The sequence below is a fragment of the Microcystis aeruginosa LEGE 91341 genome (assembly GCF_015206885.1).
Taxonomy (GTDB): Bacteria; Cyanobacteriota; Cyanobacteriia; order Cyanobacteriales; family Microcystaceae; genus Microcystis; species Microcystis aeruginosa_H.
The window spans coordinates 19070-35070 of sequence record NZ_JADEXY010000002.1; the positions used below are offsets into that span (position 1 = coordinate 19070).

Consider the following 16001-nt stretch of genomic DNA (forward strand, 5'->3'; position numbering starts at 1 on the left):
TCCATGAATAAAGTTGCTGTAATCACAGGTTTAGCCCTAGCATATTTTGCTGTCAATGTCAATAGTTTACAAGCGGCAAATATTACCTACAATTTTCAGGGTGCAATAACTTCTGGAAGTCTGACGGGGACTTATTCCGGTTGGGCCAGTTTTGATGATGCGGGGATTACAGGCGTAGGTTCTGAATCTACCCCCTTGACCAATATTAGTTTTACTCTCCTCGACCATAGCTTTAATCTCGCTTCGGCCGATGCCAACCCTGTGGCTAATTATTTCGATGGGACTTTTCTTGGCATCGATTATAGTGTCACCTCTACTAATGCCTTCTTTCCTATCGCTAATTTTGCCCTGACTAGCGGATTGTTTAACCTCAGTGAAGCGGCTTTTACCTATACTCCTCGCTTGGGTGCTGGAGGACAAGGTAGCCTAACTTTTAGCAAAGTTCCTGAACCTTCTATGCTTATCGGTTTAATTACTTTAGGAGGAATCGGTCTTGTCCTCCGCAAAAGTCCCTAACTAATTTGAGACTTCCTTAGCTAAAAACGCCTACCTCAAACTAATGAGTAGGCGCAGTTTATCGATTACTCTACCTAAACTTTCTGTAAAACTTTGGCATAGACAAAATCAGCCAACTGTGTACCAGACCAGAAACCGTGGTCACCGTCCCATTGGAAGTGAACCCCCAGATAAACACGGCTGCGTCCATTTTCCAAAGCTGCCGAACTAAAACTATTATAGGTGCGTTTAATCCCCTCGGCGTTAGGATCGTCCGTGTCGGCGGTAAAAGTGACGTTATCAGTACCAAAGAAATTACGCATAATCCCAGCGTGGGCTGCCCCAAAAGTGGCATGACCAGAAACATAGGCAGGGAAAGGGGGACTAAAACGCTGACCGGCGGTATTAATTGATAGGGGTTGCCAATTGGGATCAGCTTCGGTTAAAAGATTACCATCTTGATCGGCCAGACGGATCGCTGTTTCCGGTCGCCAGAGATTAATCGGTAGCCGGTACTTAGCATCCCAAGCGACAATAGCGGCATCACCCATGACTAAACCCACTAGGGCAAATAAACGCGCTGTTTCCAGTAGAGATAAATTTCTTTGTTGGGCGACAATTTGGGTAATGCGGAACAGATGGCCGGGGGGTTTATAGGTTCCATCCACATCATTCGCCCAGAAAAAGGCAATTCTAGTCTGTGCAGCAGTACGCGCAGAGGAATTGGCCGCCCCTAACAGTTTGACTTCGTTAAACTGGGCCGCATATTCAGGGCTACGGAGAAGGTCGATTTTATTAGCATAGTTACCCGGAAAGGGCGGCCGAAATTGACTCCCAGAAGTCATGACAAAGGGAGTCACGTCTGGCCATTGGGGGGCGACTGCATCCCCGGATCCTGTTGGTCGCCAATCCCCCGGCTGATTACCCGGTTTATACAGGGGAGGTTGGTCAGAACCGTCATTCTGACGCAGGGTGAGAATGGAATCGGCCACGGCCTGCCCAAACGTTTTACCTTTGGTATCGGCATCGGACATCTTAACCACGTTTAATCTTTGCAGGGATGTATCCAAAGCAGTATTAAAAGTCATGGTCAGATTGACATAAATCCGGCTAAGAATACGATGGGCCGCATAAACCGCCGCTATTTCAGGAGAAGTACCGGGATCAGGCTTTAACTTTAAATTGCTAGGATAGGGACTGTATAAATTCCCCGAAAGGGCATTAATGGCGTTAAACATCGCCACCTGTAACATCGCCCCCGCCCGGGCAATCGGTGTCGGACCGCCACCAATTTTCCGAATAGTTTCTAAAAAAACGTCATTCCACTCGATAATTACGTTCATATCGTTACCTCCTTTAATATCGCAACTTTGACTTAACAGCCCCAGTCTATTCAATAAGTTCAACAGTAACCATAGAAGTTTAGGCTATTAACAAGAAGTTAAGTGACGTAAATCCCACTTTAAAGCACTGGCAATTTGTCAACTACTTTTTACAAAAATTAACTATTGCAGTTATTACTTATCAGATTTGACTGTTCAGTTCACTTATGACTGTTTACTGATAACCGAAAACCCCCCTACTTCCCACTTTTCTATAGCGATTTAGTCTGATTGACGATTCGATCGTAAAATAGCAACAGATCAAGAGAGTACAGGTCAAATATGCCGAAATTTGTTGTCTGGGGTAGTTATTGTGAAAACGTGGTGGAAAAACGCGCACCCTATCGTCAAGCGCATCTAGAGGGATTAAATCAACAGAAAGAACGGGGAATTCTCGTTACTATCGGACCAACGGCAGATTTAAGCCAAGTTTTCGCAATTTATCAGGCAGCCAGCGAGTCAGAAGTGCGAGAATTAATCGAAGCGGATCCCTACTGGCAAAATGGCATCTGGACAGAGTACCAAGTCAAAGAATGGATTCAAGCCATCTAAGGGGGCTATCAGCTATATTTTTCTATAAGGGTGTTGTCATAAAATTTTCCAACTACGCAACTAATCAAACTCATCTCCGGTCAAGTCTGAGGATATTGTCAAGGATAAACCGGAGTTATCCCTTATCGATTCCAGCTGACAGCTGATAGCTTGCCTACTTTTTGCTTATTGCCATGGTTTACATCAAAAAGGTCGAACTCTCACACTTCAAATCCTTCGGGGGAACAACTCCTATACCCTTTTTACCGGGGTTTACGGTGGTTTCTGGTCCAAATGGTTCGGGAAAGTCGAATATCCTCGACGCACTGTTATTTTGCTTGGGATTAGCTACTTCCAAGGGAATGCGGGCCGAAAGATTACCGGATTTAGTCAATCATAGCTATAACAGTCAACGTCATAGCTCGGAAGCGAGTGTTTCGGTGACTTTTGATATTGCCGATATTCCTGACGCAACCGATAGGGATTGGACGGTTTCCCGACGCTTAAAAGTGGCTAAGGGTGGCAGCTATACTTCTACCTACTATATCAATGGGGAAACCTGTACGGTTAGCGAACTTCACGACCAATTAAACCGTTTACGCATCTATCCCGAAGGGTACAACGTGGTGTTACAGGGAGACGTAACCCGAATTATCAGCATGAATGCTAAGGAAAGACGGGAAATTATCGACGAATTGGCAGGAGTAGCCGAATTTGACCGCAAAATTGAGAAAACTAAGGAGAATATCGATTCGGTTAAAGAAAGGGAAGAACGCTGCCAAATTATTGCCACAGAATTGCAAAAATCTCTGGAAAAATTAGCACTCGATCGCATTAAAGCCGAAAAATACCAAAAACTCAAGGCCCAAGTCCAAGAAAAACAACAATGGGAAATTGTCCTCCATTGGCAAAATCTCCAGCAGCGCTGCCAGCAAGTACAAGGACAAATTCAAGCTGGGGAAAGGGAAAAACAGGTTTTAACGGAGACTATCGCCAATTTATCCGAACAAATCGCCCAAAATAGTCAAGAATTAGAGAAACTCAATCAACAGGTCAAAGCTTTTGGGGAAGATGAACACCTGTCCCTGACTTCCCGATTAGCGAGTCAACAGGCCAAACGACAACAACAGCAACAAAGACAAAAAGAGTTAGAAAACCTCGAAAAAGAATCTCAGGCACAGAAAACCAGACTTTCAGAGGAAATTAATCGCTATAATCTCGAATTAAACCAGATTACTGCTGAAAAAAGCCGTTTAGAAACTGAAATTTTACCCAGTCTCCTACGGACAACCCAAACCGCAAGGGAAACCCTAGAAACCCATCGTCTGCAAGCAAGTAGTCTCGCGGAAGCGTCAGAAGCTTGGGTAAAAGAACAAAGTGACCTTTCCCGCAATATTACCCGTCTTCAGGAACAATTAAACCCCTACCGTAGCCAACGGGCCCAATTGACCGAAAGATGCGATCGATTGCAAACTAATATAGTAGAAGCTGGTCAACGTCTGCAAGAATTAGAGCAAGTTATTAGCACAAAAACCGAAGAAAGTCAAGAAATATTACAAAAAATTAATCAAGCGGAACCCGATATCCAAAATTTAGCCCAAAAACTCACCATTGCCGAACAAAATCACGTTATCAGTCAGGACACCCAAAAACGTCTGCTCAAGGAACAACGGGACAAACAGAGAGAATTAGATAAACTGGAAGCGACTAAGCAAGCGCAACAGGAGGCCCAGGGAACCTATGCCACTCAAATATTATTACAGTCAGATTTGCCCGGAATCTGCGGATTAGTGGCACAATTGGGCGAAGTAGAGGAACGTTATCAAATTGCTCTTGAAATCGCCGCCGGAGGTCGTTTAGGTCATGTAGTCGTCCAAGATGATAGTGTTGCGGCTGCCGGAATTGCCTTACTAAAACAGCGTCGCATCGGTCGGGCCACTTTTTTACCCCTGAATAAAATTCGTCCCCCCCGTCCCCAAGATATTTCCTCTCTGCGTCATGCGCGGGGTTATCTGGATTTAGCGGTGAATTTGGTTAAGTTTCAATCCCAGTATCGGGAGGTTTTTAACTATATTTTTGGCAGTACGGTGGTTTTCGAGGATATAGATTCTGCCCGTTATTATATCAATCAATATCGCATTGTTACTTTGGATGGCGAGTTATTAGAGATGACTGGCGCTATGACCGGAGGCAGCCAACCGACGCGATCGGGGCTGCGTTTTGGTAAAATTTCTGCCAAGGAGTCTAGTGAAGCGGAATCTCTACGGGAAAGATTAGCAGAAATCGATCGCATTCTGACCCGCAACGAAGAAAAAATTACCCAAGTTAATCATCTTATCAGTCAGTTAACCCAACAGTTAACCGAAACCCGTCAAAGTCATCGGGAAAATCAATTATCTCTACAACAATTAAACAAGGATTTACAACGTTTAACCACAGAAAAAGAGGATTTAACCCGTCAATTATCGGGTCAGCAAGAGGAAATTACTATTTCTCGTCAACGGTTAGAAGTATTAACCAGAGAAATTCCTGAGTTAGAGTTATCCTTACAGCAAGAACAGGAGAAATTAACTGCTTTAGAGGCCAATCATACCCATAGCGAATGGCAACAGGTACAGGGAATAATTCGCGCTCAAGAATTGCAGTTACAAACCCAAGAAAATCACCTCGCGACAGTCCGCGAACAGTTAAAAGACCTACAAAATCAACAGATCAGACTAGAGGAAAAAAGTCAAGAGTCTGCGGATAGAATTACCGAGATTGAGAAAATAATCACCGATGCAGTTAATCAGAGAAATATCGGTAATCTAGAGATAGAAAAACTTGATCACAATATTTTAGAAATCAATCAAGCTTTACAGCAATTATCCCGACAACTAGGGGAAACCAAGCAAAAAAGAGACCAATTAGAGACAGTTTTGCGACAACAACAAAACCAACAACAACAGGCCATCTGGCAATCGGAAAAGTTAGTCAACAATCAAGAGGAAAGACAAGCATTACTAACCACTTTACAGACAGAAATTAGTCAATTAGAAAGCGACTTACCAAATCCCTTGCCCGAAATTCCCGAAAGCGAGAGAGATTTCGAGAAAATTCAAAGCGATATTCGACAGTTACAAAAGAAATTGGAAGCTTTAGAACCTGTGAATATGTTAGCTTTAGAAGAATACCAAAAAACTAAAGAGAGATTAGATGAACTATCAGAAAAACTGCAAACTCTAGAAGGAGAAAGAACCGAACTACTTTTGCGGATAGAAAACTTTACCACCCTCAGATTTAATGCTTTTCAGGAAGCATTTACTGCCGTTAACGAAAACTTTAAAACCATATTTGCAACCCTGTCCGATGGTGATGGTTACTTACAACTAGAAGACGAAAATGACCCCTTTAATGGTGGCTTAAATCTGGTGGCCCATCCGAAAGGAAAACCCGTACAGCGATTAAGTTCCATGTCTGGGGGTGAGAAATCTTTAACCGCTTTAAGCTTTATTTTTTCCCTACAAAGATATCGTCCTTCTCCCTTTTATGCCTTTGATGAAGTAGATATGTTTTTAGATGGGGCCAATGTAGAAAAATTGGCTAAAATGATTCAAAAACAAGCCCAACAAGCGCAGTTTATTGTCGTTAGTTTGCGTCGGCCGATGATTGAAGCTTCCGAAAGAACCATTGGTGTCACCCAAGCGCGGGGAACCCATACACAGGTACTAGGAATTAAAGTGTAGGAAAAAATTATCCTCCCATATCCTTGTCTAGTTTAGATCACTTGGGAAATTTAGATACTTAACGGCTTAAATAGTTAAGACGAACTAAAAAAAATATTCAATTATCATCTTTATTTTTAAGCCTAGCAGAGAGCTACGATGTTCTCGATATTTAGCTTCTAGAATATCTTTTACCTTTTTTACCCAGTCGATTTCTTGACACTTGACAGTATCATCAGTAATATCTTCATATCTCTTTTTTAATCTAGGGAAAAGCCATCGAATATCATGATATTTTTTGTCCGCAATTAAAACAATAAAACCTGCAAACACAGAAGTGTTGAACGTTGAGAAAAGTCAGACAAAAAATGCTATTATAGATAGAATCTAGACAACTTATTACTCTCATAATAGGGAGTTTGCCCTGATGACGAATTTCTCAAAACTCATAAAATATAGCAAAGATCGGGGTGGTTAGGACAATCAATCGCTGAAACCCTTGACCGATAAGAGTTTGAAAATTGAAAGCGTCCTAAATAACCCATTTTTTGCTATAGCTTCTCAAACCACTGCCTAAAAATGACTACCCCGCTTTAGACACTTTTACATTTTTGTCCTGTTGGATTGGTTTTGCTTTAGATAAAAGCATCGTCAGTATGAGGGACTTATGCAGTCGAATGGTACTGCAAGGAATTAATGTAAATCTATCCACATTTTCTCAGGCAAGCAAAATTAGAGAAACAAGTCCGTTTGAGAAAGTCATTGTCGAATTAAATAAGCGTTTAGTTGCCAAAAAAGGAATAGAGAATGCGCGAGCTTTATTTCCTATTGACTCAACAATAATTAGCTTAACCAGTAAACTACTATGGTCCCAGGGATGGCATCAAGTAAAACTATTCTCTGGTCTGAATAGTATCACAACAGAGGTGGTCGGAATCCTCATCCATTTTGGTCAAGGTCATGACTCAAAAGAAGGAGGAAAAACGATAGAAGCAATTCCTGTAAATGGAGTTGGCCTAATGGATAGAGGATTTACTTCTAATCAAAAAATTACCGAATTATTAGAGAGTAGTGACCAGCATTTTGTCTTGAGAGTGAAAAATAATATTAGCCTAGATATTCTCGAAAATTGCAAGTGTAAACTCGGAAAAGATAAAAGAAAAATAGAAGTAAGAGTAGTCGCTTTTTGCGACCTAGAAAGTCAAACATAAAACATAATTTCGGCTGGCGACAGATTTACTTCTATAGCAAAGATCGGGGTGGTTAGGACAATCAATCGCTGAAACCCTTGACCGATAAGAGTTTGAAAATTGAAAGCGTCCTAAATAACCCATTTTTTGCTATAGAAGGAGAAGGAGCAGTTAGCAATGAAGAAGTGGCCAAAATTTACATCCAAAGATGGCAAATAGAACTGCTGTGGAAATTTTTAAAAATGCGTCTAAAGTTGGATAATCTAATCACTAAAAACGAGAACGGAATCCGCCTACAGCTCTATAGATGCATTATCGCTTATCTGATTCTACAGCTAATAGATATTGAAGAAGGATTTGGGAAAAGCTTATTAGACAAACTGCGCTATTTACAGAGTTTCATGTGTCAACATATTAGCTATGTGCACTGGTTCCAGAGGATTGTCTATTCAACTTAAAATTTGATGTTATAGGGGTATTATGCTTGTCAATGTAAAGTTTTATTACAGGATTCAACGTTTCTGCATCTTGTATTACATAATCCAATCGCTCCGGGGGATAGTCGGGGTTGAGGGGAACATAGGCGCATCCGGCTTTCAGAATAGCCAAAAGCGCTGTCACCATTTCCGGGGAACGTTCAACAGATAAGCCAACAAGACTTTCCGATTTTAGCCCACATTTTTGTAAATAATGGGCCAGTTGATTGGCTTTTTGATTTAAGCTTTCATAGCTAATTGGCCAGTTTTCCCAATCAGCGCCATAGCTTCAGGGGTGCGTTGTACCGGCTGTTCAAATAATTGATGAATAGATTGAGTCATTGAACCTAATTTGAACTCAAGGATCATAGTTGGTTTAATTTGCTTGATCCTATTTTCCAAAGCGACGCTCGCGATTTTGAAACCAGTGGATAGCTTCTTCAATATCTGCCGGAGTTAGATCGGGAAAGAAGGTATTTGTAAAGTAGAGTTCACTATAGCGTTTTTCAGTCTGATGAGGTACAAAAGTTATGGGTTTTAGGCAAAAGGGAAGAAAAATAGGCGTACCTCACTAGCTTAGGAAACGCTATATAGCCAAATAAGGCGATGTCATCCTGAAAGTTTTTGTCTAGAATTTTCTGGTTCTGTTGTTTTAATATTCTCGATAATCACGATGTTTTGACTTGTTTAAATAGAGCAGAGAAGCTTTAATATTTAGCCTTTGACAGACAAGAGCAAAGTCAGCTTTTAGGCAAAGGGAGACAGATCTACCCCTATCCCTAGGAACATAAAAGTGCGATGTCAAAAAATAATTGTAATTATATCAAACCGGGGACTTTCCGATAGATAGAAGCGATCGATCCCCGGAATCCTACACTGGTAAATTCTACCTCATCTCCCGCTTCATAGATCTGTTCTTGCCAAACTCCCGAATCCTCGCGACGGTGACATTCAATTTTCATCTCGTTTTGATGAATAAGAATGTATTCTTTTAAGGTGGGACAGGTTTGATAATCGCTAAATTTATCACCCCTATCAAAGGATTCCGTCGATTTCGATAATACTTCAATAATCAGAACGGGATAAAGAATAAAATCATCAGTATTGTTAATCTCTCTCTCGTCACAAACCACGGCAATATCGGGATAATAATAACAATTTGCCTCCTCTAACCGGACTTTGATATCGGAAGTGAGAACAAGACAGGGACTATCATCGAGATGGATACTCAATAAAGTGGCTAGATTTGTATTTAAGACAATATGGGGCTTTTTTGCGCCTACCATCGCATAAATCCGTCCTTTTCGGTACTCGTGCTTGATCGGACTGACTCTTTCCCCTTCTAGATACACTTCTGGAGAGACATAAAAAAAATTAGGATTCGTCACCATCGTCCCCATGCTCCCTATCCTCGAATAACTGAATTATAGCCTTTGGGAATCATCGCTCTTGGACTCAATCTCGCTAGACTTATAGATCATTGATTGTCACTTGTAATATTTGTATTACAGTTATGTGACAGAATGGAGATAACGACTCTCAAAGGGACGTTATTTAGGAATGAATCCCGAAAACGATTGATATCCATAGGTTTGCCAGAATGTCCAACGCTAAAAGTTACAAAGATACCGTTAATTTGCCTCAAACTGACTTTGATATGCGAGCAAATGCCAGCAAACGTGAGCCAGAAATCCAGAAATTCTGGCAAGATGAGCAAATATACGAGAAATTAGCGCAAAATAACCCCAAAGAATTATTTATTCTCCACGATGGTCCTCCCTACGCTAACGGGTCCCTGCATATCGGTCATGCTTTAAATAAAATTCTCAAAGACATTATCAATAAATATAAACTGCTGCAAGGCTACAAAGTGCGCTATGTGCCGGGTTGGGATTGTCACGGGTTGCCGATCGAACTAAAGGTTTTACAAAGTCTCAAAAGCTCGGAAAAAGAGGGTCTAACCCCTTTAAAATTACGTCAGAAAGCCCATGATTTTGCCCTTCAAACGCAAAAAGAACAGTGTGAAGGTTTCAAAAGGTATGGAGTCTGGGGAGACTGGGAAAATCCCTATTTAACCCTAAAACCTGAATACGAGGCCGCTCAAATTGCCGTATTCGGAAAAATGGCCCTGAAAGGTTATATTTATCGGGGACTAAAACCAGTTCACTGGAGTCCTAGTTCTCAAACCGCTTTAGCTGAGGCCGAATTAGAATATCCCGAAGGTCACACTTCCAGGAGTGTCTATGTTGCTTTCCCAATTACGTCAGTTTCGACCCCGGTTTTAACGCCATTTTTGCCTAATTTATCCGTGGCTATCTGGACGACTACCCCCTGGACTTTACCCGGGAATTTGGCCGTCGCATTAAACCCAGAATTAAACTATTCAGTGGTGGAAACTAGCGAGTCTAATTATCTAATCGTAGCGACGGATTTAGTCGAAAAATTAGCCGACACTTTTAACACAACTTTGACTATTAAAGCAACGGTTAAAGGTCTGGAATTAGAACATACTAAATATCGTCATCCTTTGTTTGACAGAGAAAGTGCGATTCTCATCGGTGGGGATTATGTCACCACTGATTCCGGCACCGGATTAGTTCATACGGCCCCTGGCCATGGTCAGGAGGATTATATCGTCGGCCAACGTTACGGGTTACCGATACTTTCTCCTGTGGATGATAAGGGAAATTTCACCGCAGAAGCGGGACAATTTGCGGGTTTAAATGTCTTGAAAGATGCTAATGAAGCAATAATTTTAGCACTGACAGAAAAGGGTGCCTTACTCAAAGAAGAAGCATATCAGCATAAATATCCCTACGATTGGAGAACCAAAAAACCGACAATTTTCCGCGCAACAGAACAATGGTTTGCTTCCGTGGAAGGATTCCGGGAATTAGCTTTAGAAGCAATTGATTCGGTGCGTTGGATTCCCGCAACGGGTAAGAACCGTATTACTTCTATGGTTAGTGAAAGAAGCGATTGGTGTATCTCTCGTCAGCGCAGTTGGGGGGTTCCTATTCCTGTTTTTTATGACGAAGAAACGAATGAACCTCTGTTAACCGAGGAGACGATTAATCACGTTCAAGCTATCTTCGCAGTCAAGGGTTCTAACGCTTGGTGGGAGTTATCCGTAGAGGAATTGTTACCTCCCAGTTATCGCGACAATGGTCGCAGTTATCGCAAGGGAATGGATACTATGGATGTGTGGTTTGATTCTGGTTCTAGTTGGAATGCGGTGGCTAATGCTCGACCAGAATTAAGTTATCCTGCGGATATGTATCTAGAAGGATCGGATCAGCATCGGGGATGGTTTCAATCGAGTTTATTAACCAGTGTCGCTGCTAATGGTATTGCTCCCTATAAAACGGTGTTAACTCACGGTTTTGTTTTGGATGAACAGGGACGAAAAATGAGTAAATCTCTGGGTAATGTCATCGATCCCAATGTGATCATTAATGGGGGTAAAGACCAGAAAAAAGAACCCGCTTATGGGGTGGATGTGATTCGGTTATGGGTGTCCTCGGTGGACTATACCAATGATGTGAATATCGGTCAAAATATTCTTAAACAGTTGGTAGATATCCGTAATAAAATCCGTAACACTGCCAGGTTTTTACTGGGGAGTTTAAATGATTTTGATCCCGTTAAAGATGCGGTAGCTTATGATGATCTACCAGAGATCGATCGCTATATGTTACATCGTATCTCGGAGGTGTTTACGGAAGTTACGGCAGCTTTTGAAAGTTTCCAATTTTTCCGCTTTTTCCAGACGGTACAGAATTTTTGTGTTGTCGATTTATCTAACTTTTATATCGACATCGCTAAGGATCGTTTATACATTTCTGATCCTAATTCTTTCCGTCGTCGCAGTTGTCAAACAGTCTATGCTATTGCTTTAGAAAATCTTGCTAAAGCGATCGCTCCTGTCCTGTCTCATCTAGCGGAAGATATCTGGCAATTTCTCCCCTACAAAACTCCTTATTTATCAGTATTTGAGTCAGGATGGCTAAACATCGATCCTGCTTGGAATAATCGCGAATTGGCCGATAAATGGTCCAAATTCCGGCAGCTACGCACCGAAGTTAATAAGGTGATGGAAACTGCCAGAAATGATAAAGCGATCGGTGCTTCTTTAGAGGCAAAAGTTTTACTTTATGTTCCCGATGAAACCTTACAACAGGAGTTAGAATTATTCAACAATTGTGATAGTTTAACGGGGAATAAAGTCGATGAATTGCGTTATCTATTTCTCTCTTCTCAAGTGGAATTAGTTAGTGATATTAGCGCGATTCAAACTGCAGAATATAAGGGAGAATCGGACTTTGTTTCGGTGGGAATTGTCAAAGCAGACGGCGAAAAATGCGATCGCTGTTGGAATTATTCCACTCAAGTGGGAAAATTTGCCGATGATCCCACTATTTGCGAGCGCTGTAATGCCGCTTTAAAAGGAGAGTTCTAAGCTAAACTAAAAGGGTGCTTTATTGTCGAATAAAGTACCCTTGTTTAATCCTCAGCTAAAAACTTATTCACAGGTATTAACTCTAGGGAATAGATAATTAGGGATGGAAGATTACCAATCAGCTTTTTTACAACGTCATCAAGATACAGAAATACTTTGTAAATCTAATAGGAAAATAGCTGCTATGCACTTTGGAGGTATTACGATCGAATGTTTGCTGAAATCTATGATCTTAGCTTCGGTATCCAGTCAAGAATGGAAAACTGATTCCCATAACCCCGGACATACCATAACTAATCCAGGTCACAGTTTTACAGCTGCTCTAAAAAGTAATAATCGTCTCTATTCGAGAGTTCAAAATTGTCCAGAGGTGATAAAATGGATTAATATAGTAGAAAACCCTAGTCAAAATTTTATAAATATGCGTTATTCCAGCGGTGAACCGAATGACGATAAATACAAAGAGTGGTTATCAGCTTATACAGGTCTGAAAAGATGGCTTCAGAAACAAGCTACTCAACTTTAAGGAGATAGTTATGTCAGAAACTTGGTTAAGATCACTGAAACAAAAATTAACAGATATATATGTTCAAAAAGAAGCACAAGAATGGGTTGATCTCAATCTATCTACTGCTGGACTTTTGAATATAACTATCGTCAGTGATAAGTTTGAAAATTTATCAACAACTCAGCGAATAGAAGCAGTTAAAAATGACATAGGACAACAGCATAAATCTTTAGGTTTTATATCTTTATATACTATTCAGGAGGCAGCCTCTCTCGCTCTAAAAGCTCCACAACTTCTGGACGCAAAATCAATTCACACTTGGCAAGATTTAGCTTTGTGGTCAACTAATCCACAAAATCAATCACCGTCTTCTCCCGAACTTTGTCTTCCTAGAACCGTAACTTTTTATTCTTTTAAAGGGGGAGTAGGTAGGACAACTGCTTTAATTCATGTTGCTTGGATTTTAGCGATGCGAGGTCGTAAAGTAGTAGCTGTTGACTTGGATTTAGAAGCACCGGGGTTAAGCACAGCTTTTCCCTTAAATCCCTCACCGAAATACGGAATTGTGGACTATTTTTATGAAAAATCCTATTTACCAGAAGGTGTAAAAGCAAAGATTAATATCACTGAAATATTTGGAGAAGTTAATATTCCCGATGCAACGGGAAGACTATTTATTGTTCCTGCGGGTGATTTGAGTCTTGATTACATTACTAAAGTTGATGATCTGCGAGCAACAACAATTCTCGATAATGGGGAAACACTCTGGTCAACTTTTAGTGGAGAGATTCAAAATCAGTTAAAACCTGATCTTATCTTAGTAGATTCGCGCACTGGAATCAATGAATGGGGAGCTTTATCTTTACTACAGGCAGCCAACGAAGCAATTATTTTTTTATTTCCTAACGAACAAAATCAAAAAGGAATCGAGCTTCTTTTGCAATCTTTGACTTCTTTTGGCCGACTTTCGCTTAATTTTGTTTTTTCACCCGTTCCCGATTTAAGTGATACGGGAATAACTAAAGTTATTCATGCTTGGCAAATTTTACAAAAGGATATTGACAAAAATATAGATATAGATGAAACTACCGATCATGATTTAGATATAGATTCAGAAGACTATCTAATCATACCCTATATTCCCTCGATCGCTCTAGCAGACCGCTATCCTGTCACTGGATTACTGGATTATTATACTCGCATTGCTAACTTAATCGATGAAGATACCAATGAAATTCGCTTGCAAAACATTCTGGCCAGTTCCAAACAACGTTGGCAAGTTATTGAAAGTCTTAATTTTATGCCATTAAATGCGGGAGATATCGGTTCAAATATTAGTCTTTTATTTCAGAAAACTGCTAACTTTGATAAATTTCTTGATCAAGCAACTTGTCTGATCAGAGGTCGTAAGGGAACAGGAAAGACAGCACTTTATTTGTTACTACTCCGGCAGGAGTCTGAGGCACGAAAATTGGCCTATAGTCGTCTAGATCATGTGACTTTATTATCTGGTCATGGGAGCTATAATAATAGTCGTCCATCCCGGGATGAATTCCAGTATATAAATCAAGAATTGCTAGAAAAACAAGGTACCTGGGAAAAAGTTTGGCGAGCTTATTTGCTGATAAATGTGTTCAAAAACTTTAAAAATAGTATCTTTCCTAAAGGTAAAAATTGGGAAAAATTTCAGGCGATTAAACGAATTTTTCAAGAATTACCCCCAGAAAATTGGCAATCCGAACATACTCAAGCTTTAGTTAAATTAGCAACGGATGGAGATTTGACTCTCCTGATTAAAGATGCTTTAGATCTAGTTAATCAGAAACAATTAAAAGAGCAGCAGACTCTCTGGTTTCTTTATGATGATTTAGATGAAGATTTCCCAGAGAGAGAGGGTATTCGTCAACAAGCTCTCACCGGTTTATTTCAGTTTGTTCAAGCTTGTGATGCTCGGACACTAACAGCAATTCGTTTTAAAATATTTCTGAGAGAAGATATCTGGAAACGTCTTAACTTTGATAATAAAAGTCACTTCAATGGACGAGATTTACTTCTACAATGGACGAGAATAGATTTCTTGAGATTAGCTCTCCGTCAAGCTTTTCTATCGCCAGAATTTAAAGATTTAGTCGCTCGTTTTGCTCCCGTGGAAAGTATCGATCAAGCAACGGAAGAAGCTCTAAATCATGCCTTAGAATTACTTTGGGGCAGTCGCCGACGAAGAGGGGATAGAGCTAAATACGTTTATCGATGGGTTTATGAACGTTTAACGGATTCTAGTGGTACTACTTTTCCTCGCAGTTTAAGCGCTCTATTACAAGGAGCAAAAGCACAAGAATTAACCTACAAAGGACAGTCATCAATTCAGTCACCAACTGATCGCTTATTGCGAGCAAAATCTCTAGAAATTGGTTTAGAAAAAGCTTCTGAAGAACGCTGTGACGCTATTAGACAAGAATATCCTGACCTAGAGAATTTTTTCCGAGCTTTAGAAGGGATTTCTGCTTTACCTTCTAGGGAAGAACTCAATCAAGTGTGGGAACGTACCGCACGGTCAATAATACCTGATTTCGATAGATTTGCCGAGCTTTTAAGCGAAATTGGTCTTGCTCAATGGCGCGAAAAAGAAAAAAGATATGGATTCGCAGATATTTATGTGTATGGATTTAAGATGATTCGTACAGGTACAAAGTGAGTCATCGATCGACTTTTCTCAAACGATCGCTTAGTCAAAATTAAACCCCCTAACCGGCGAAAATTAACTACAAGCGATCGAAAAACTGGGAAAATATTCAATTGATTCAATGTCATCTTTTTTAACTATCCTGCCCATGAATAATCAGGTCATTCGTACTGATAAAGCTCCGGCCCCTGTGGGTCCCTATAATCAAGCGATCGCCGCTACTGGTCCTTTTCTCTTTGTTGCGGGACAAATTCCCCTAGATCCCGTCACGGGTGAAATCGTCTCCGGGGAAATTAGCGCCCAAACCGAACAAGTTATGGCCAATCTAGAGGGCATTTTAACCGCTGCTGGGGCTAATTGGTCAAATGTGGTGAAAACTACCGTTTTTCTCTCGGATTTAGCCAATTTCGGGGCGATGAATCAAGTTTATGCCCGTTATTTCCCCCCGGAAACCGCCCCGGCCCGGGCCTGTGTGGAAGTGGCCCGTCTTCCCAAAGATGTCCTAGTGGAAATAGAATGTATTGCCGCTTTAGCCTAAAAATTAAGGTGGGCATTGCCCACCCTAACCTAATC

At 40.8% G+C, this 16001-nt stretch carries 11 protein-coding genes and 2 pseudogenes; 8 read left to right on the forward strand and 5 right to left on the reverse strand.

Annotated elements, in window-relative coordinates:
- The first annotated feature begins 3 nt into the window (after nucleotides 1–3).
- A complete protein-coding gene (locus tag IQ234_RS00555) occupies nucleotides 4–516 on the forward strand; it encodes a PEP-CTERM sorting domain-containing protein (protein ID WP_193955625.1) in 513 nt (170 codons plus the stop codon).
- Nucleotides 517–590: 74 nt separating this feature from the next.
- On the opposite strand, the gene IQ234_RS00560 is transcribed toward IQ234_RS00555, so the two are convergent.
- Nucleotides 591–1838, reverse strand: coding sequence for a vanadium-dependent haloperoxidase (locus tag IQ234_RS00560; RefSeq protein WP_193955626.1), 1248 nt, complete (start codon nucleotides 1836–1838; stop codon nucleotides 591–593).
- A 321-nt stretch (nucleotides 1839–2159) separates the two neighbouring features.
- Between IQ234_RS00560 and IQ234_RS00565 the strand changes: the two genes are divergently transcribed.
- A complete protein-coding gene (locus IQ234_RS00565; protein ID WP_193955627.1) occupies nucleotides 2160–2429 on the forward strand; it encodes a YciI family protein in 270 nt (89 codons plus the stop codon).
- Between the two features lie 173 nt (nucleotides 2430–2602).
- Entirely contained in the window at nucleotides 2603–6133 is a 3531-nt protein-coding gene (gene smc / locus IQ234_RS00570; RefSeq protein WP_193955628.1) for a chromosome segregation protein SMC, read from the forward strand.
- A gap of 84 nt (nucleotides 6134–6217) precedes the next feature.
- On the opposite strand, the gene IQ234_RS00575 is transcribed toward smc, so the two are convergent.
- Nucleotides 6218–6445 carry a hypothetical protein gene (locus tag IQ234_RS00575; protein ID WP_193955629.1) on the reverse strand — a complete coding sequence of 76 codons (228 nt, stop codon included), beginning with the start codon at nucleotides 6443–6445 and terminating at the stop codon, nucleotides 6218–6220.
- A gap of 236 nt (nucleotides 6446–6681) precedes the next feature.
- Between IQ234_RS00575 and IQ234_RS21875 the strand changes: the two are divergent.
- A pseudogene (locus IQ234_RS21875) lies at nucleotides 6682–7760 on the forward strand (IS4 family transposase).
- A 61-nt stretch (nucleotides 7761–7821) separates the two neighbouring features.
- Here the strand turns inward: IQ234_RS21875 and IQ234_RS21880 are convergent.
- The 3 genes and pseudogenes from IQ234_RS21880 to IQ234_RS00600 all read right to left on the reverse strand — a co-directional run.
- A pseudogene (locus IQ234_RS21880) lies at nucleotides 7822–8180 on the reverse strand (AMP-binding protein); the annotation flags it as partial.
- Nucleotides 8170–8337 (reverse strand): undecaprenyl diphosphate synthase family protein, encoded by a 168-nt coding sequence (locus IQ234_RS21885; RefSeq protein WP_416209664.1) that lies wholly within the window; start codon nucleotides 8335–8337, stop codon nucleotides 8170–8172. The gene IQ234_RS21885 and the pseudogene IQ234_RS21880, both read right to left, overlap by 11 nt.
- 259 nt (nucleotides 8338–8596) lie before the next feature.
- Nucleotides 8597–9169 carry a Uma2 family endonuclease gene (locus IQ234_RS00600; protein ID WP_193955630.1) on the reverse strand — a complete coding sequence of 191 codons (573 nt, stop codon included), beginning with the start codon at nucleotides 9167–9169 and terminating at the stop codon, nucleotides 8597–8599.
- 209 nt (nucleotides 9170–9378) lie between these two features.
- Here IQ234_RS00600 and ileS point away from each other — a divergent pair, with 209 nt between their 5' ends.
- The 4 genes from ileS to IQ234_RS00620 all read left to right on the forward strand — a co-directional run bounded on the left by ileS (nucleotide 9379) and on the right by IQ234_RS00620 (nucleotide 15966).
- Nucleotides 9379–12237 (forward strand): isoleucine--tRNA ligase, encoded by a 2859-nt coding sequence (ileS, locus tag IQ234_RS00605; protein WP_193955631.1) that lies wholly within the window; start codon nucleotides 9379–9381, stop codon nucleotides 12235–12237.
- Between the two features lie 103 nt (nucleotides 12238–12340).
- Nucleotides 12341–12763, forward strand: coding sequence for a hypothetical protein (locus tag IQ234_RS00610; protein ID WP_193955632.1), 423 nt, complete (start codon nucleotides 12341–12343; stop codon nucleotides 12761–12763).
- 10 nt (nucleotides 12764–12773) lie between these two features.
- Nucleotides 12774–15440 carry a ParA family protein gene (locus IQ234_RS00615; protein ID WP_193955633.1) on the forward strand — a complete coding sequence of 889 codons (2667 nt, stop codon included), beginning with the start codon at nucleotides 12774–12776 and terminating at the stop codon, nucleotides 15438–15440.
- Nucleotides 15441–15576: 136 nt separating this feature from the next.
- Entirely contained in the window at nucleotides 15577–15966 is a 390-nt protein-coding gene (locus IQ234_RS00620) for a RidA family protein (RefSeq protein ID WP_043996983.1), read from the forward strand.
- Nucleotides 15967–16001: the final 35 nt, after the last annotated feature.